Annotated in this window: 16 protein-coding genes and 1 pseudogene; 5 read left to right on the top strand and 12 right to left on the bottom strand. The window is 64.5% G+C overall.

Annotation, left to right across the window (positions count from 1 at the left end; translation table 11 throughout):
- Positions 1-71 precede the first annotated feature (71 nt).
- From GFS60_RS16405 to GFS60_RS16450, 11 genes and pseudogenes are all read right to left on the bottom strand, one after another.
- The gene (locus tag GFS60_RS16405; protein WP_159922757.1) at positions 72-1709 is read right to left on the bottom strand and encodes a GMC oxidoreductase; all 1638 of its coding nucleotides are present in this window, start codon (positions 1707-1709) and stop codon (positions 72-74) included.
- The gene (locus tag GFS60_RS38620) at positions 1706-1993 is read right to left on the bottom strand and encodes a hypothetical protein (RefSeq protein WP_201453389.1); all 288 of its coding nucleotides are present in this window, start codon (positions 1991-1993) and stop codon (positions 1706-1708) included. Before GFS60_RS38620 ends, GFS60_RS16405 begins: the two co-directional genes overlap by 4 nt.
- The gene (locus tag GFS60_RS16415; protein ID WP_236603164.1) at positions 1990-2601 is read right to left on the bottom strand and encodes a carboxymuconolactone decarboxylase family protein; all 612 of its coding nucleotides are present in this window, start codon (positions 2599-2601) and stop codon (positions 1990-1992) included. Before GFS60_RS16415 ends, GFS60_RS38620 begins: the two co-directional genes overlap by 4 nt.
- Complete coding sequence (locus GFS60_RS16420; protein ID WP_159922759.1) at positions 2598-3515, bottom strand: alpha/beta hydrolase; 918 nt, start codon at positions 3513-3515, stop codon at positions 2598-2600. Before GFS60_RS16420 ends, GFS60_RS16415 begins: the two co-directional genes overlap by 4 nt.
- 6 nt (positions 3516-3521) lie before the next feature.
- Positions 3522-4490: an enoyl-CoA hydratase/isomerase family protein gene (locus GFS60_RS16425; RefSeq protein ID WP_159922761.1), complete on the bottom strand. Its 969-nt coding sequence runs from the start codon at positions 4488-4490 to the stop codon at positions 3522-3524.
- A gap of 488 nt (positions 4491-4978) precedes the next feature.
- Positions 4979-5154 (bottom strand): annotated as a pseudogene (locus GFS60_RS38625) (IS5/IS1182 family transposase); the annotation flags it as partial.
- 517 nt (positions 5155-5671) lie between these two features.
- On the bottom strand, positions 5672-6085 hold the full coding sequence (locus GFS60_RS40370) for a WhiB family transcriptional regulator (RefSeq protein ID WP_159922763.1): 414 nt from the start codon (positions 6083-6085) through the stop codon (positions 5672-5674).
- Positions 6086-6533: 448 nt separating this feature from the next.
- Positions 6534-7745 carry a saccharopine dehydrogenase NADP-binding domain-containing protein gene (locus tag GFS60_RS16435; protein ID WP_201453390.1) on the bottom strand — a complete coding sequence of 404 codons (1212 nt, stop codon included), beginning with the start codon at positions 7743-7745 and terminating at the stop codon, positions 6534-6536.
- A 19-nt stretch (positions 7746-7764) separates the two neighbouring features.
- On the bottom strand, positions 7765-8169 hold the full coding sequence (locus tag GFS60_RS16440; RefSeq protein ID WP_159922765.1) for a helix-turn-helix transcriptional regulator: 405 nt from the start codon (positions 8167-8169) through the stop codon (positions 7765-7767).
- A gap of 860 nt (positions 8170-9029) precedes the next feature.
- Positions 9030-9938, bottom strand: a complete 909-nt coding sequence (locus tag GFS60_RS16445; RefSeq protein WP_159922767.1) for an SDR family oxidoreductase — start codon at positions 9936-9938, stop codon at positions 9030-9032.
- Positions 9939-10347: 409 nt separating this feature from the next.
- Entirely contained in the window at positions 10348-11079 is a 732-nt protein-coding gene (locus GFS60_RS16450) for a TetR/AcrR family transcriptional regulator (RefSeq protein ID WP_159922769.1), read from the bottom strand.
- 179 nt (positions 11080-11258) lie between these two features.
- On the opposite strand from GFS60_RS16450, the gene GFS60_RS16455 reads away from it, so the two are divergent.
- The 4 genes from GFS60_RS16455 to GFS60_RS16470 are packed head-to-tail and all read left to right on the top strand — an operon-like array spanning position 11259 to position 15305.
- A complete protein-coding gene (locus GFS60_RS16455; RefSeq protein WP_236603165.1) occupies positions 11259-11600 on the top strand; it encodes a hypothetical protein in 342 nt (113 codons plus the stop codon).
- Between the two features lie 8 nt (positions 11601-11608).
- Positions 11609-12556 (top strand): alpha/beta hydrolase, encoded by a 948-nt coding sequence (locus GFS60_RS16460; protein ID WP_236603166.1) that lies wholly within the window; start codon positions 11609-11611, stop codon positions 12554-12556.
- 11 nt (positions 12557-12567) lie between these two features.
- Complete coding sequence (locus GFS60_RS16465) at positions 12568-14031, top strand: class I adenylate-forming enzyme family protein (RefSeq protein ID WP_159922771.1); 1464 nt, start codon at positions 12568-12570, stop codon at positions 14029-14031.
- 29 nt (positions 14032-14060) lie between these two features.
- Positions 14061-15305, top strand: a complete 1245-nt coding sequence (locus GFS60_RS16470) for an NADH:flavin oxidoreductase/NADH oxidase family protein (protein ID WP_159922773.1) — start codon at positions 14061-14063, stop codon at positions 15303-15305.
- A 44-nt stretch (positions 15306-15349) separates the two neighbouring features.
- Here GFS60_RS16470 and GFS60_RS16475 read toward each other — a convergent pair whose 3' ends face one another.
- The gene (locus GFS60_RS16475) at positions 15350-15943 is read right to left on the bottom strand and encodes a TetR/AcrR family transcriptional regulator (protein WP_159922775.1); all 594 of its coding nucleotides are present in this window, start codon (positions 15941-15943) and stop codon (positions 15350-15352) included.
- Between the two features lie 156 nt (positions 15944-16099).
- Here GFS60_RS16475 and GFS60_RS16480 point away from each other — a divergent pair, with 156 nt between their 5' ends.
- Complete coding sequence (locus GFS60_RS16480; RefSeq protein WP_159922777.1) at positions 16100-16966, top strand: alpha/beta fold hydrolase; 867 nt, start codon at positions 16100-16102, stop codon at positions 16964-16966.
- The last annotated feature ends 103 nt before the right edge of the window (positions 16967-17069 follow it).

The following is a 17069-nucleotide window of genomic DNA, read 5'->3' on the forward strand; positions in this document are numbered from 1 at the left end:
TTTCCCACTCGACGACACACATAATTCGCATCGCGAGTTTCGAGTGCGATTCAGAATGTGATTGGGCCAGGTCAGGCGCCCGGGTCGACGGCCGGGGTGCCGGTGATCTTGGGGTCCAGCGCGGGAATCCGTGACATGGCGTATTCGGCCAGGGCGGTAATGGTCAGGGCTGGGTTGACGCCGGGATTGGCCGGCATCGCCGAACCGTCGCAGACAAGCATGTTGTGGTAACCGAAGACGTGCAGATCCTTGTCGATGACGCCGCTGGCTGGTTCCGCGCCGATGACGGCACCGCCGAGCATGTGTGCGGTAGAGGGGATGTTGCCCAGCGCTTCGAGCACGTTGCTTTGCGCGATGCCTCCGGTGCGTTCGGCAAGCCAGCGGGCGGCTTGATTGCCCTTGTCGATGTAGGTGGGGCTGGGGGTGTCGGCGTTCTGTTTGGTGGAGAGCCGGTAACCGCCACCCCACCGGCGCTTGCGGGCGCGGAACGTGATTGCGTTGTCCCGGGACTGCATCACCAGCAGCATCACCATGCGCCGGCTCCAGCCCACCGGCTTGAGCGTCTTGAGCCATTGCAGCGGGTGTCGCGCGATCGCGCCGAGCCACTTCAGGGGTCGTGTGACCCGGGTTCCGTCGCCGACTAGCACGGTGTAGAGCAGGCTCAGCATGTCGGCGTTGGGGCCGTAGGTGAGCATTTCGATGTTGGTGTCGGCGTCGACGTGCACGCTGCTGCTGGCGGTGACGTCGCGCCAGCTCCCGCGGTCCTCGGGCAGCAGCACGGTCAGGACGGATTCGCTGTTGGTTCGCACCAACTCGCCGAGGTGGTCGCTGATCCGGGGCAGTGAGCCGCCGTGTTTGCAGTTGGCCAGAAGTTCGTTGGTGCCGAGCGTCCCGCCGGCGAAGATCACCCCTCGTGCGGTGTGAGTGTGAGTCCGTCGGTCGCGACCGAACTTGGGGCCGGGGTGCTCGGTGGTCACACGATAGCCGTCGGCGCCGTCCGGGCTGCCGAGCGGAGTTACGTCGAGGACCTGATGTTCGGGCAGGATCTGCACGCCGTTTCGTTCGGCGAACCACAGATAGTTTCTCGTCAGCGAGTTCACCGCGCCCACGCGGCAGCCCACCATGCAGGCGCCGCAGCGGGTGCATCCGGTGCGGTCGGGGCCCTCGCCGCCGAAGTAGGGATCGGACACGGTCTTGCCCGGCTCTCCGAAGAACACTCCGGTCGGTGCGCGGGTCACAGTGTCTTCGGTGCCGAAGTGGCGTCCCATTTCTCGGATCCATTGCTGGTGAATTGAATCAAAGGGGACCGGGGCCGCGCCGAGCATTCGCTCGGCAGTGGCGTAGTGCGGTCGCAGTAGCTTCTCCCAGTCGCCGAGCGCGCTCCATTGGACGCCGTGGAAGAATTCCTTCTTGGCCCGGTATAGCACTCCGCCGTAAACGAGGCTGCCGCCCCCGACGCCACTCTGGGAGGGGAAGAAGACGTGGCGAAAGATCGACGTGCGCATGATTCCCAACTTTCCGAGCCGGGGCGCCCAGGTGTATTTGTTGGAATCCCAGGCCGACGTGGGCAGGTCCTCGGGGTCATAGCGGCGGCCACGTTCGAGCACTCCTACGCGAAAGCCCTTCTCGGACAGTCGCAACGCGGAGACGCTGCCCCCGAACCCCGATCCGATCACCAACCAGTCGTAATCGAAATCCGTGCTCATCATGGTAGGTCACCAGCCTCGTTCATCGTCACGGCCACCTTGCCTTCGGCGCGCCCGCTCTCGACGTAGGCCAGCGCGTCCAACGTCGCGACGAATGGGAGGACCCGCTCGATGATGGGACGAAGCGCAACCACGTCAGCGGGGCAAATCCTCCAGTCGCCCCACTGATCCGGGATCGCCAGCACACGGTCAGAGAATTGCGCTTTGGTTGACCTCAGGTCGTCGGAGACCGCGGGCCCGTGGGGATCGTGCTCGGCGCGGCGATCCGGCAACGAGGAAAGCTTCATGAGGGTCCTGCCTGTTCAGGGGCGGGGATGGCGAACAGATTCAGGGTCGCGCACACCGTGTGATAGATGCCGACGAGGAAGGCGATGTCGATCAAACCGTGCACGCCGAACGCTTCTTCGGCCTGGCGGTAGAGCGTGTCGTCGACACGGTGACTGGCTGACAGCTGCTGGGTGAGCCGCTGCGCGATAGTCTCCTGCTCGCTGAGCTCAGAGGGTTGTTCGCCGGCGGCGATCATCCGGACAGCGGCGTCGGACAACCCGGCGCTGCGGGCCACGGCAACGTGGGCGTACAGCTCGTAATCTGCCTGCCAGACGGCGCCCACGGCGAGGATGACCACTTCGCGGACCCGCTCGCTCAACGACGTGTGCGCCCGTTCGGTGACGTGCAAGTCCAACAGCGACGTGGTGACAGCGGGATTGAGCAAAGCGGGATTGAACGGCCCGATGAGCCGTCCGTTCTTCGCGGTGGTCTGAAATCCGGCATCATGGGCCCACGGCACGATTCGGGCGAACATGCGGTCGAAGAGCGCTCGTTGCTCGGCGGTGAGTGTTGCGGGGTCGGCCAGCGGCAACCGTCCGCCGAGTTCGTCGGCGCGCTCGGGGTTCACGACCTTGCTCCTGCCGGGAGCAGGTGGCGGGTCAGGAACTCGATCTGATCGCTCACCAGCTGCTCGAACGGCTCGCCGAGGTAGAACTCGAAGTGGCCGGCGTCGTAGTGCTTGATCTCTCCACGGGGCGCGGTGCGCGCGTATCGCTCGGTTTGCTCGGGCGGCGTGACTGTGTCGGTGTCACTGATGCAGAACAAGATTGGGTAGGCGATTGTCTTGACCGATCGCCCGGGCCGGTACGCCATGATCGTCGGCGCCACCCGGGCGGCAACCTCGTTGCGGAAGGTCGTGCCGGGCGGCAGCAGCGCCTGGTAGCCGGGCAAGGCATCTGGGGCGTTCATCAAGGCCAGCGACCCGGGGAGACCAGCCAGGGGGATCATTGCCGGTTCCCGCCGAGTGATCATCGACAGGCAGTCCCTGGCCACCAACGGCAACACCTTCAATGAAGCCAACGGGCCCAGCGCGACCGTGGAGGCCAGCCCATCGGTGAAAGGGCATTGGGCGACCGCCGCCTTCAATTCAGGGTGACGCGAGGCAACCGTGATGGAATGCCCACCACCAAAGGAGCTGCCCCAGACCGCTACTTTCGTCCCGTCGATGTCGCGGCGTCCCTTCACGAAGTCAATGGCGGCATCCCAGTCGGCTAGCTGACGTCTAATGGACAGCAATTGGCGGGGTTTGCCGCTGCTATCGCCGAAGTGCCGATAGGTGAAGGCCAGCGCGGCGATGCCAGCCTGCGCGAAACGCTCAGCGAAGGCGTCCAGGCGCATCTCGCGGGTGGCCCCGAGGCCATGTCCGAGGATTACCACCGGCGGCGAGGGCACCCCCGTGGGCAAGTAGAGCCACGCGGCGCAACTGTCCTTGCCTGAGGCGAAAGAGACGTCGTGACGGGTGAAGGACTCTGCAGGAACCATTCCTCGTCACCGCCGACTAGGTCGAACCGCGCCGGGAACTCTTCCTGATGCCAGCGCGTCGGCATAGGTGTCCGGGCTGTAGAGAGGTAGCTGACCGGTTGACTCGATATCCGCGAGGTACTGCAGCATCAGTTCCTGACCCTCCTCGGATTGATCGGTGCCAAGGAACTCGGTGCGCTCGACGTGTAAGCCTTCCGAGAGCGACATGGAACCGCCGAAGTAGACCGAGCGTTTGATCGCCTCGACGGCCTTCTTGGTCCGCCTGCCGAAGTACTCGCCCAGTTCGACCGCCCGCGTCACGACGTCCTCGGGCGCCACAACTTCGTCCACCGCACCGTTGGCCAGTGCCTGCGCAGGCGTGAATGGCTTGCCTTCCAGGATGGCGACCAGCGACTTGTGCGTACCGATCAGGCGGGTCAACCGTTGGCTGCCGCCACCGCCGGGCATGATTCCGAGGAGCACTTCCGGCTGGCCGATAAAGAAGTCACCGTCGGACATGATCCGCAGATCGCAGGCCCACGCGAACTCCGCGCCCAGACCTAGAGCCGAACCGTTCAGTGCGGCGACGAAGATGACACCGCTGGCGTTCATCCGTAGGAATGTGTCATGCAGCCGATCGAGCTGGGCGACTCCCTTGAGTGGGGTTCTCTCCAGCACGGGCCCGGGAACGTGGGCCCGATCCACACCGCGGGCCAGGCGCAGGGCAGCCGAGGCGCCGCGTCGGCTCAACTCGGGCACGGCAGCACCCTCGGCCTGCAGCCACCGCACGTCGGCGTGGCTGACGAACCTGCCCTCCCTTGCACCGGTGAACACGACGGCGTGCACGCCGGGGTCGCTGTCGACACGGTCCACCAGTGCGTCGAGTTGGTCGGCGATCTGCACGCCGAACAAGCTGTGCGGTCCGCCGTCAACCTTGACGACAAGAACCGTTCCACGGTTCTCGATCACGAGCTGGCCCGGTTCCTGATGTGTCATCGTCAACCCTCTCAATAAATCTCGAATAATGCGTATCTGCAAGTATAACGAAGTTACACGGCCTCGACAAGGTGCTGTACCGATCTACACGCCAGCCCCAGTGGCAGGAACCGACGTGGCGGAGATGCACGGGGAGGGGACGTGGATGGTGTGTCGGAACGGCTCATTCACGTCACCATCCAACTGCTGGCCGAACAGGACCCGTCGGCGATCAAAGCACGTGCAGTGACCGCGGCGGCCGGGCTCTCGACGATGGTGGTCTACAGCCACTTGGGCGGCGTTCCCCATTTACCCTCGCCGTCATCAACCACGGACTCTAGGCCCTCTCGGCAGAGTTGGCGATGGTGCCGGCAACAAATGATCCAGTCGCAGATCTGGCGTGCGGTAGTTGACAAGTGGTCGGCGCCGAGATCGGCGAGTCGGGCGAGTTTGTCGTCATGTGACGAGGTGGCGATGACCCTGGCACTGGAAGCTTGGCGAACGGCAGTGCGAAGATCGACACGCCGCCAATTCCCTCTTCGCGCAAGCCACCGGCGGTGCTTGTCGTATTCGTAGCATTGTCGGCGCAAAGCTTTTCGGGTTTGCGGCGACGCAGACCACGTCGGGACTTCACCGCCGGGATCGCACTGACCGCCGGTTGCAGCAGGGTGCTGTCGTGGGTGTTCCGCCGCGGACAGGTTGGGTTCAGGCAACTTCGGCACGGGCTGAAGTGCGGGCGCCGAGAAAGGCGGAGCGGAGAAGACTTTCGACCGGTTCTATTGACACCGATGGAACTTCATCGATTCGGCCGACACTGATCATGTGGCCAGTCGGAGGAGTTCCTCCCTCGCGCTCGCCGCCAAGCATCGAGAGCGAATCTCAACACGTGGTGCCTTGCCGTCACAGGGAAGCGCCCAGCGAGCGACGCGTCGCATACACAGTTCAATGCGTCTTTGTCTGCGCCGGTGGCGATCTCGGATCAAATGGAGGTTGGCCCGGTCACCGCCCGGTTCAGCCCACGTGAGATGCACCGAGCCGCAGCCCACGCACTGCAAGCGCGGCGTGGTCTGGTTGCCATTCAACACCTTTTGGTCTTTGGACGGCGGAGTTCGAAGATGCGCTATGCGGCCGTCGGCCGCATTCATCAAGGAGGTCTATCGGCGTGCGGTCATCCCGACGCTGGCCGAGGGAGGCACTCCCTGTCAGCAGGTGTTCGACGTCTCCCGAGCTTCGCGTTGCGCTTGGATCGTGATGATCAGATCGGTGAATGCGGCATTGACGGAATCCACGCTAATCCGGGCCGGGCGGCCGACCTGGTGTGCCGCGGGGAGCGCATGGGCTCGATGCTCGGTCTTTGATTGGATCTCACTGCGGGTCTGGTGACCGAGCCTGGGGTATACCTCACCGGCCCATACTCCAGTTGGATTTGTCGCGAGTGCGACCTCGTTTCGGCACGTGTCGATCACTGAGCACACTCGACAGTACGAAATCGCCGCACGGTGGCGGATGGAGCGCTGTGCCGGGGTCTCGACGCTCGTGTTCGCTGCGTCTGCGGTGTCGTCCCACAATTGCGGATTCCGGCGGCACAGTGCCCGGCTCCAGTCCGGTTCGATCACCAAGATTCTCCTGTCGGTGTCATCGTTGGGAGGGGTCAACAATCAGCTGGGGTGAGGGTGGCGTTCATCGGGTGCTCGACTCCTGCGGGGTGACGTAAGCCGGGGGTTGTCACCGTCAACGTCGCCGGGCAGGTAGTAAGCCTTGGGCATCGCCGACTGGTTGGCACCGCAACCCGCTGTCGGTGACATCGCCGTCGGTTGTTCGAGTATCTCGACCAGACCAGGCAGGAGTTTTCTGCCTCCGCCTCCGCTAGTCGCGGGCGTGGGCAGTTCGAAGATCGCGGACGCCGGGCCCAAGTTTCAACGTGCGCTCATGTCCGGTAATGATGTCGACACGCATCGACGAATTTTCTTTCCGTCACGGTTCGTTCAGAGTGATCGCTGAAAGACGGTGGGCTCGACTGCGCGGAGTGGCCCGTCACTGGTGGACTGTCATGGAATGCCCGGTTCACACACCTCGAGTTGTCGGGTCTGGGCCCTCGCGTAGTCCGCGCAGGGCCGAAGGTTCGTCGACGTGATGAATGCCTGCTTCGGACGCGCCGATTCCGAGGGTGTCGATCCCGAAGGCCGCGACAGGACCGTGCACGCCGGGCTCGAGAACGGCATCCGGTGCTGCGGCGTGGATGGCACCCCAGGCCAGGAGAGATGCCGTCATCTCATATGGATCGGGGCCGGCGAGGGCCGTCGTGGCCAGTGCCCGACCGGAGTCGTCGCGGGCGACGGCGATCACCAGCGAGCGGCCATCACTATTCGGTTCACGGTGCGATCCCGGGAGCCGCTCGGATAGCCAGGTCAGCGTGGTCCGCCCTGAACGCGTCCGCAGCAGGGGCGCCTGGAGTGCGGCGACCGCCTGTACCGGACGAGTCCATCGCCCGAACCAACCCATGCATACATCGACGCTCTCCAATTGAGGGAAGGCTTCCGGAAGTCCAAGATGCTCCGAGCCTGCGATGGTCATAGCAGCACGGTTCATACCGGCGTAGCGGAAGGTGCGGACACGTTTGCCGACGCGCTCATCGATCAGGCGGGCGGGAGCCCCGGCGTGCGGGCGGCGGTGGGCGAAGGCATCATCGGCCGCTGCACTGACCAGTGTCTGCCGTGTGCCCCCTGTTGTCAGAGTGAAGGCGTCGCGCAGGGTGCTCCGGTAGCGCAGCTCATCACCATGTCCAGAACGGGTGAGGAAGTAGCCGATCTCGATCTGGGTGGCCCGCTCCCCCGCGCGCGTTAGCGCGAGCGCACCGGCGAAGTTGCCCGGCACATAGTCGTAGCCGAACGCCGGCACGATGGTTGCTCCGCGGGCTGCCGCGACGGAGTCCGACTCGAAAACACGCCGGACGAAGGTGCCCTCACCGGTGGAGTCGAGGTAGTGAGCCCCCGCTTGCGCCGCCGCGGTCACCGTCGCCAGACCGAGCCGCATGAACGGCCCCACCGTGGAAATCACCACATCGCTGGGTTCCAGGAGCCGCGCGAGGTCGGCCGACGAGGTGATATCTACCTGGGCCACGGGAATATTCGCCGTGAAACGGTCGGTCAGAGCTACCATTTTGGTACGGTTTCGGCCAACCAAGGTCGGCGTCTCACCGCGGGCGAGTAGTTCTCGGAGCACTCGTTGCCCGGTATATCCCGTCGCACCCAGCAATACGATTCTGCGTCTTTCCACGGTTTCGTCTTTCCTTCACTTACCTGGTGCCTGCGGACGCCAGTCTCACCGAAAGGTGTCGATGGAACGTCTGTCGTGGCTGTGTTTGTCCGTCGGTGAACGTGCTGGGGGTCGAGCCGGTCCACCGCTTGAATGCTCGGCGGAAGGCCCGAGGGTCGGAGAAGCCCAGATCGAGGGCCAGCACCGTGATCGGTTCACCTCGGCGCAGTGCCTCAACAGCTCGTTTGGTGAGGTGATCATCCCGCAGCTGACGTAGTGATGTCCCGTCCCGACGCAACAACCGCCGCAGGTGCGACTGGCTGACGAACAAAGTTCTGGCGATGTCGGCGGCCGAGGCGGTACCGACTTCGTAGGCGTCGAGCACACGAAGTACTCGATCCCGGATCTGCGGGGCCGCGGTCGTCGCGGCGGGTCCCTTCTCCAACGTGGCGCTCCCTCCGCACCTTCTACCGTGCACCTGCTGCCGCATCAGAAGGTGATCTTCCCGAGTTCCATCAGCTCGCTGCGGTCGACGAGATGTGGGTGTGCACGGCAGCCCGATCAAGGAAGGAAGCCTCGGTCCTCGGCCTTGCATGACGTATAAGATTTTGATGACCGTCGGAGGCTGACCCTCTCCAGCTCTCCATGGGTTGGCAACCCTACCTTGGTGATCAATCCCTTTGCGCGTCGGTGTTCAACGTAATCCTTGTCTGCGTAGCCTGATTCGAAGGTATGGACCTGATCGGCGATCGGACGTTTTGGCGTCGAGATGCTTGGGCGGCTAAATGACGAACGTGCCCCTCGGGAGCCTAATTGGACCAGGCACTTCTGCCCCTCTTGTAGGTTCGTCATCTCAACCAGCACTTGCCACGCGGTGACGCCGACCTGAGGCCGCGAGGCCGCCTCTCCCATGTTGGATGCTCCTGGCTTGATCGGCAAGTCCGCTTCCTCCGTGGAGACGAATCCCGCGAACGTGCCGAACCGATCTTGCCGGGGCCGCGCGCGACTTCGCCGCCGGGCTGGTGTGATCGCCCCGTGGGTTCGACTCGAACGACAACACCGGCCAGGCCGTTGCCCAGGCCGATCGGTAAACGGCACGGCGAGATGGATTGAAACATCCCCTCTCTGATTTCAAGTTCCGGGGATCCAGACTCGCGAAAAGGCGGGAAGAGAGGAGTCATCATTTCGCAACTGCGGGCTGTATCCCGAATGCCCGCACACCGTCAGTGTTCCCGTACCGGATGAGAAGGACTGCTTGAACATGTTGCCTATCTCTTGTCCTCGTGCGGCCAACAGTGACTGCCGCTAGATGCGCGCCGGGCTGAGCTCGTCATTTTCGGTGGTGTGCGGCAACTCGGGAACGAGTTGGTCGTTGTGACCCAAGGCGGCAACTTCGGTCTCGAGCGCGGGAACTGTTGCGGCGGAGAACCGCCTCGTCCACGGCCAGACCAGCGGTGAGTTCAACAGTGCCTTCGCCCAGTTGGCGACGACGACGGCCCGCGGCACATAGACGCGACTGCGCCGGTAGGCGAGTCCGTCCACGATCGCCGAGGCCGCCCGCTCGACACTGGTCGTGACGTTCCCCGGATACGGCAGGCGGTCGCGCATCTGTTGGAAGGCCGGAATGTCGACCTCGACGCCTCGCACCAGGTCGGTGTCGATCCACGACGGATGAACCAGGCCGACGGTGATCCCGAGATGGGCCACTTCGCCGCGGTAGGCCAGCGCGAGCGCCTCCACCCCGGCCTTGCTCGCACCGTAGGAGGCAAGACCGCCTATCGAGGTGAAGGACAGTGCGGAGGCCACGATCAGCACGTGACCTCCGCTGCGTTGCAGATGGGGTGTCGCATGCTTGAGTGTGCGGAATACGCCGTTCAGGTTGATATCGACGACTCGCTCGAAGGACGCGTCGTCCGCGTGTCGCACTGTGCCGTAGGCGGCCACGCCGGCGTTGGCGACGACCATGTCCACACCGTTCATGACCTTGGCGCACTCGTCGATCGCGGACTGCAGCGCCGCGCTGTCGCGCACGTCCGCCTCGCACCAGTGCGCCGATGCACCGAGTTCCTCAGCGAGGGCGCGCAGCCTGTCGGGTTCGAGTCCGATCAGGGCGAGGCGGGCCCCCTGGGCCGCGGCGAGGCGTGCCACCTGCTCGCCGATGCCGCGCGCGGCCCCGGTGACGATCACTTTGCGGCCCACCAAATCACGTTTCATGCCCTGACTGTAACTTCGTTATAGTTCGAATGCAATACCTCTATTTCCCCCGAACTTCACTGGGTTCGACGGCTCCAACCTCGACGCCTCCCTTCGTCGCCGGACAGCCGACGCTGACGCGGTGCCTATCCCACCGGGCGGCATCGATGCTCACAGCGAGACTGATCCCCCATCGGCAAATGAGGCGCCAACACGTCGACAACTCAACCGCGGGAAGGCGTAGCGTTGCACAAACACCGGTAGTCGGGATGGCACGCATGCCGCCTTTCACATGGACCGCTCGCGATTACTGAGCCCACTGACTCCGGATCAGCTCGCGCGCAAAGCGACACCGCCTCATCGACACCGCCTCATCGACACCGCTGGATCCGCTCCCCGACGGGTGTGTCCGAACCCGAACAATGACCACCTACCCCGGGCACTGCGGTCTCAACTCGCCGCCCGACGAACTGTCCACCATAGGCCGGACCGAGCCGTACATGCGTAGGGCACGCTCGTGTGAGGCCTGGGCGAGTTCGCGGGTGTCGCCCAGGCCGACTACAAGATTCACACCCATCGGCAACATAACCTGCAGCACCGCGTCGTCGAACTCGGCGAAATGCTCGCCCAGCTCGAGGGTGATGTAGCCGTGCACGAAGCTCCACAGCTGCGCAGCGACAACCTCGGGGTCTTGCGACCCGACCCGGCCGGACCCCACCAGACGAGCGCACGCGTCGGTGACGTGAGCGTAGGCGCCCCGGAAGGCCGGAGAATGTCCGCTCAATCGCACGTGCGACTCCAGCGGCCGGTAGGTAGAGCGGGTGGACAGTCCGAACATCAGGTCGTATAGATGGGGGTTCGCGCGCGCCAGGCGCCGACACGTCAATGCCAGTGCGAACAGATCCACGACGGGATCCTCAGTCTCCGGCACCCGGGAAAAGGCGGTGCCGAGTTCCGTGAACCCATGATCGGCGACGGCGTGGATGAGCTCCGGGATACCACCGAAGTGGCTGTAGACCACCATGGTCGACAGACCGGCCGAGGACGCCACTGTTCGCGCCTTGATCGCGGACGGGCCCTGCTCGGCCAGCAGAGCGACAGTGGCCCGTACGAGCCGCTCCGGCACGCTCCCGGGTGTCGAACCCGCGCCTTTGTCTCCCACATCTCCACCTGACTCCACAGCCGTCTTGATACTGAGACGGATGACCCGCCGGGTGACGCTTGCCACCCGTCAATAACCTAGTTACGATCTTCTCAATAACGATGTTACCGGACGCCCGGGCACTTGCTCATTCGGCACACCTCCTTCACTTCCTCCGAACTCCACGGAAGCAGAATCGCATGACACACAAAACCAAGGGACATCTCGAGGTCGAGGACCGCGGAGAGGTGATGAGCGTGCGGGTCGACGGCCGCCCGCACAGCCTGTTCGGCATCGATATCGCCAACCAGCTCGAGCGGTCGGTGTATTTCGGCGGCTCGATGTCGCTGGCGGAGGGATTGCATGTCGAGCGCACCGAGTTCCTCGGCACCGATCAGTCCGACGACGGCCAGCAGTTGATGCTCGACTACCTCGAGAGCACCGATTCCACCGGTGAGCTGCCCCTCTACAACCCGGACATCTACAAGCAGGCGCTCGAATCCGGGCGCGTGCCCGGGACCCGCTCGACGAACGGACAGTGAGACCAGCCATGGCCACCAAGAAGCCCTACACCCGTCACGACGTCCTCTTCTCCTCCGGTGACAGTTCCTGCGCGGCATGGCTGTATCTGCCCACCGGCGTCACGTCGCCGCCCGTCGTCATCCTCGGGCACGGCCTCGGAGCCACCCGCGACATGCGCCTGGACGCCTTCGCCGAGCGTTTCGCCAAGGCAGGCATCGCCGCCTTCGCGTTCACCTACCGGCACTTCGGTGACAGCGGCGGCCATCCCCGTCAGCTGCTGTCGATCAAGAAGCAGCTTGCCGACTGGGATTCCGCCATTGCGTGGGTCAAGGCTCGTGACGGTCTCGACAGCACACGCATTGCCGTGTGGGGCAGTTCCTTCGGCGGTGGACACGCCATCACCGTCGCGTCACGGCATCCGGAACTGCGAGCCGCCGTCGCCCAATGCCCGTTCACCGACGGGCTGGCCTCCGCGCTCGCCCTCGGCCCGGCCGCCTCGGTGAAAGCCTCGCCTCTGATCGCCCGGGATCTGGCGGCCAAGGTTCGCCGCCGCGAGCCGGTCATGATTCCGCTCGCCGGCGCACCCGGTTCACTGGCCCTGATGAATGCCCCGGATGCACTTCCCGGCTACCGGGCTATCGTGCCGACCGGGGCGACGTTCCGAAACGAGGTAGCGGCCCGAGTGATTCCCCGCCTGGTCACCTACCGGCCGGGGCGCGCAGCACAGAACATCGACTTCCCGATCCTGTTCTGCATCAGCAACACCGACACCGTCACCCCACCCGCTCAGACCCTCCGATACGCGCGTACCGCACCGCACGGACAGATCAAGACCTACGACGCCGGACACTTCGACTTCTACCTCGGCGAACCCTTCGAAGACCTGGTCCGCGATCAAACCGAGTTCCTCACCCGCCATCTCGATGCAGCGCCCGCCACACCCGCACCGGGCCGGGCCGCATCACACCGAAGGTGAACACGACAACCATGACGTTCGCATCGCTGCCCGACCGCCGCGCCGATCTCGACCCGCACGGACCCGCGGTCTCCGACGCCAGGAGCGCACTCACCAATGCGCAGTTGCTCGACCGAGTACGCGCGGCCACCCGCCACCTCCATCAGCTGAAAATCGGGCAGGGAGACGTCGTTGCCGTGAAGCTGACCAACCGTACAGAGTTCGTGGTGCTGCTGTTCGCGACCTGGCGACTCGGCGCCACCGTCACCCCGATCAACCCGGCCCTGACCGACGTCGAGGTGGCTCGGCAGCTCGGCGACTCCGGCGCACGCTTGCTCGTCGTCGAGGACGCCCCGACTCCGGCGGGTGATGTCGTCACTCTGCGCGTCGCTGATCTGTACGACGCGCCCGTGGCGGCGGACCCCGCACCTCCCGCAGATACGTCGGCCCCCGCCCTCCTGATCTACACCAGCGGCACCACCGGAGTGCCGAAGGGGGTGATGCTCGACCACACCAATATCGACGCCATGGCCGAGATGGGCGCGCAGGCACTGCAGCTGGGCGAGGCAGACCGATGCCTGCTGATCCTGCCGCTGTTCCACGTCAACGGCATCGTCGTCAGTGTCCTCACCCCGCTGCTCGTCGGTGCCAGCGTCGTCATCGCCGGCCGATTCGATCCCCGGACCTTCTTCGATCTCGTCGAATCAGAACGCCCGACCTTCTTCAGCGCGGTGCCGACGATCTACAGCATCCTGGCGGCCCTCCCCGACGACGTCCGGCCCGACACGTCCTCACTGCGTTTCGGCATCTGCGGCGCCGCACCCGCCTCAGCGGAGTTACTGACCAGATTCGAGGACCGGTACGGATTTCCCCTCCTCGAGGGCTACGGGCTGTCCGAAGGAACCTGCGCGTCGACCCTCAACCCTGTTGCGGGGCCCCGGCGCGCCGGAACGGTCGGGATTGCCTTCCCAGGTCAAGAAATTCGCATCGTCGACCCGAACGGCACCGACATGGGTGTGGGTGTGGACGGAGAGGTCGTCGTGCGCGGCCCCAATGTTATGCGCGGCTACCTCGGCCGCCCGGACGACACCGCCCGGGTCCTCGTCGACGGATGGCTGCACACCGGCGATATCGGCCACCTCGATGCGGAAGGCTATCTGACACTGGTCGGGCGATCGAAAGACATGATCATCCGCGGCGGCGAGAACATCTACCCCAAGGAAATCGAGGACGTTCTCGCCGGCGACCCGTCCGTGCTCGAGGCCGCCGTGATCGGCGTACCCGACCACATTTGGGGCGAGGTCGTCGTCGCCTACGTGCAACCAGCACCCGAATCGACCGTCGATCTGGCTGCGCTGCACGCGCTGTGCACGCAGAAACTCAGCCGCTACAAGCGGCCGACGTCGATCGTCGTCGTCGAAGCCATCGCCAAGAACGCGGTCGGCAAGATCGACAAGAACGCACTGCGGGCCGCACATGCCCCCGCGACGTCGTAAGAATCAATCCCTGCGAAAGGTACTGCTTCATGGCCTCCCTGCACGATCCATTGCCGTTGCCCTGCGGTCAGATACTTCCGAACCGAATCATGAAGTCTGCGCTAAGTGAAGCGCTTGGTGATCGGCGGAATTCTCCTGACCACCGCCTCGAACAGCTTTACGCCACCTGGAGCCGAGGCGGCTACGGGCTGCTCGTCACCGGCAACGTCATGGTCGACCGCACCCAGCTCGGTGAGCCGGGCAATATCGTCATCGAGGACGAGCGTGATCTCGACGCGCTGACCCGTTGGGCGAAGACGACCAAAGATGCCGGTGTCCCGATCTGGGTTCAACTCAATCATCCCGGACGCCAGGCAAACCCGCTCGCCCTCGGAAACACTCCCGTCGCTCCGAGTCCGGTGCCGCTCGATATTCCCGGCGCGTCTACCCCGCGGGAGCTGACCTCCGGTGAAATCGAGGGCATCATCGAACGTTTCGCTGCTGCCGCGCTCGTCTGTGAGACAGCAGGTTTCGACGGCATCCAGATTCACGGCGCACACGGCTACCTCGTCGCCCAGTTCCTCTCACCGCTGGTGAACCGGCGGGATGACGAGTGGGGTGGTGACCCGCAGCGGCGGATGCGCTTCGTCCTCGCGGTCGTGCGTCGCATTCGCGCGCGGGTGTCACCGGGCTTCGCGGTCGGCATCAAACTCAACTCGGCCGACTTCCAACGCGGCGGATTCACCGAGGACGAGTCCCGCGCGGTGGTCGCGGCGCTGGCCCAGGAAGGCCTCGACCTGATCGAGGTCAGCGGAGGAAGCTACGAGTCTCCCGCCATGATGGGTAGTGCCGCGGCCAGTACCCGCGCTCGTGGGGCGTACTTTCTCGACTACGCACGCACTGTCCGCGCGCTGGCAGGAGATGTTCCGCTGGCGGTGACCGGCGGTTTCCGCTCCCGCACCGCCATGGAGGGGGCAATTGGGGCCGGCGAGTGCGATGTCGTCGGAATCGGACGGCCCACCGCGACGACCACCGATGCTGCCGACGTCATACTCGCCGGGCGCGCCGACGCCCTCACCACTCATCAGTCGCGATCCGGAATGCGGAGTGTCCTGGGTAGAGTGGTCGACGTCAAAGCCCTGGACGGGCTCCTCGACCTCGGCTGGCACACCGACCAGCTGCACCGCATCAGCGCCGGTCTCGAACCCGATCTGAATCGGGGACTGCTCGCCACCACGGTCGCACTGTTGCGTCGCAACGGCCGGACATCCTTTCGCCCCAAGCGCGGCGGCTAGGCCGGCCGAGGTGAACCGGTGGGCCGGCGACCTGGGGGCGGTGCTCACGGGGAGTTCGGCTCGGCGTGCTCCAGGAGCCGGCCCGCGCTGGCGATTCCAGACGCCAGTATCTCCGCCGACAGCTGTTCATCGGTTACGGCGCGGGCGAGCTGCATCGTCCCGACAAGTACGGCAATGAGGCCAATGGCTGTGCTTCTGGCGGAAGCTGATTCGTTGGCGCCGGCGTGGCTCGCCACCAGCTCGATAATTCCCGCGATTCCTTCGGTGTATGCACTGCGGATCTCGGTGCTCGAGCGCCCGATCTCATCCAGTAGGGCGGCCGACGGACAACCCTGATCTGGATGATCGCGATGGTCGCACGACAGGTACTCCTCGACGAATGTTTGGAGCGAACCGTCGTCGGAGAGCAGCGAACGCAGCGCTTCCTCCTGCGCTGTCAACTGATCCGTGACGGTAACGGCGACGAGCTGGTCTTTGGAACCGAAATGCGCGTAGAAAGCGCCATTGGTCAGACCTGCGTCCGACATGAGCGCACTCACGCCGGAACCATCGATACCGCTGCGCTTGAGTCGCCGACCCGCAGTGTCGAGTATCCGACGACGCGTCTGAGCCTTGTGCGCTTCGTCGTACCGCGCCATTTCTGCACCACCTTGCTTCGTAGGTCACCACGACGTCTTCCTTGCCAGCCGCGAGTCTACGGGATAGCCTGACGATCGTAATATTATGGTCGTACGCTAATCGGCTCGACGGTCCGTCGCAAGCGATCAATGTTCGAGCCTGAAGGAGTAGTGGAAATGTCTCTTCACAACGCACAAGAGAGCGACGCAATTGCTTGGGCAAAGGCGTCGACGAAAGTCATCGACGTCAACGGTGTGCCGTTCGCATACCGCGAACTGGGGCCCCGGGGCGGAGTGCCGGTGGTGTTCCTCCATCATTTCACCGCGGTCATGGATGACTGGGACCCCCGGGTGTTGGACGGCATCGCTCAGCACCACCATGTGATCGCGTTCGACAACCGCGGGGTGGGTGCCAGCGGCTCACGAGTACCCGCCGACCTCACGCAGATGGGCGTCGACGCAATCGCGTTCATCCGCGCTCTCGGCCACGACACCGTCGACTTGTTCGGTTTCTCGCTCGGAGGTGCGGTGGCTCAAGTCATCGCGCTGCGAGAACCTCGGCTCGTGCGACGAATGGTGCTCGCCGGTACCGGGCCGCGTGGGGGCAGTGGTATCGACAAGATGGCTCGAATCGTCACCAGTGCGTATCTGAAGGCAGCGCTCACGCGCAAGGACCCACGGCACTTCCTCTTCTTTCCCCGCACCTCTGAAGGCAAAGGTGCAGCGAACGACTACTTTGCACGTTTGGGCGAGCGAACCGACGGCCGCGACAAGCCGATTTCCATCCAAGCCAGGTTTGCGCAAATCGCGGCGATCGTACGAGGCGGAAAGGCGACTCCGGATGACCTGTCGGTGGTCACCCATCCCACCTTCGTCGCAAATGGCGACCACGACCTGATGGTCGCGAGCGAGCACTCGGAGGACCTGGCGCGGCGACTGCCGAATTCGCAGTTGACGATCTACCCCAACTCCGGACACGGCGGGGTCTTCCAGTACCACCAGCGATTCGTTCCTGAAGTGCTTGAATTCCTTGCCGAGCCCTGAGCTGGGTACGTTTCCTTGCTTACTCGTACCCGTTTGTGTACCGTCTAAGTGACCGCAATCACAGGATCCACACCCGGTGCTTACGCACACTCCAGGCGCGTTC

This window comes from Rhodococcus sp. WAY2 (assembly GCF_009859915.1).
GTDB classification, from domain to species: domain Bacteria; phylum Actinomycetota; class Actinomycetes; order Mycobacteriales; family Mycobacteriaceae; genus Rhodococcus_F; species Rhodococcus_F oxybenzonivorans.

Bases quoted from the DNA above. Each gene is read 5' to 3' on its own strand.
- GFS60_RS16465 (WP_159922771.1), top strand. From the start codon at position 12,568: ATGACGTTCGCATCGCTGCCCGACCGCCGCGCCGATCTCGACCCGCAC.
- GFS60_RS16460 (WP_236603166.1), top strand. From the start codon at position 11,609: ATGGCCACCAAGAAGCCCTACACCCGTCACGACGTCCTCTTCTCCTCC.
- GFS60_RS16445 (WP_159922767.1), bottom strand. From the start codon at position 9,938: ATGAAACGTGATTTGGTGGGCCGCAAAGTGATCGTCACCGGGGCCGCG.
- GFS60_RS16405 (WP_159922757.1), bottom strand. From the start codon at position 1,709: ATGATGAGCACGGATTTCGATTACGACTGGTTGGTGATCGGATCGGGG.
- GFS60_RS38620 (WP_201453389.1), bottom strand. From the start codon at position 1,993: ATGAAGCTTTCCTCGTTGCCGGATCGCCGCGCCGAGCACGATCCCCAC.
- GFS60_RS16475 (WP_159922775.1), bottom strand. From the start codon at position 15,943: ATGGCGCGGTACGACGAAGCGCACAAGGCTCAGACGCGTCGTCGGATA.
- GFS60_RS16480 (WP_159922777.1), top strand. From the start codon at position 16,100: ATGTCTCTTCACAACGCACAAGAGAGCGACGCAATTGCTTGGGCAAAG.
- GFS60_RS16420 (WP_159922759.1), bottom strand. From the start codon at position 3,515: ATGGTTCCTGCAGAGTCCTTCACCCGTCACGACGTCTCTTTCGCCTCA.
- GFS60_RS16425 (WP_159922761.1), bottom strand. From the start codon at position 4,490: ATGACACATCAGGAACCGGGCCAGCTCGTGATCGAGAACCGTGGAACG.
- GFS60_RS16455 (WP_236603165.1), top strand. From the start codon at position 11,259: ATGACACACAAAACCAAGGGACATCTCGAGGTCGAGGACCGCGGAGAG.
- GFS60_RS16470 (WP_159922773.1), top strand. From the start codon at position 14,061: ATGGCCTCCCTGCACGATCCATTGCCGTTGCCCTGCGGTCAGATACTT.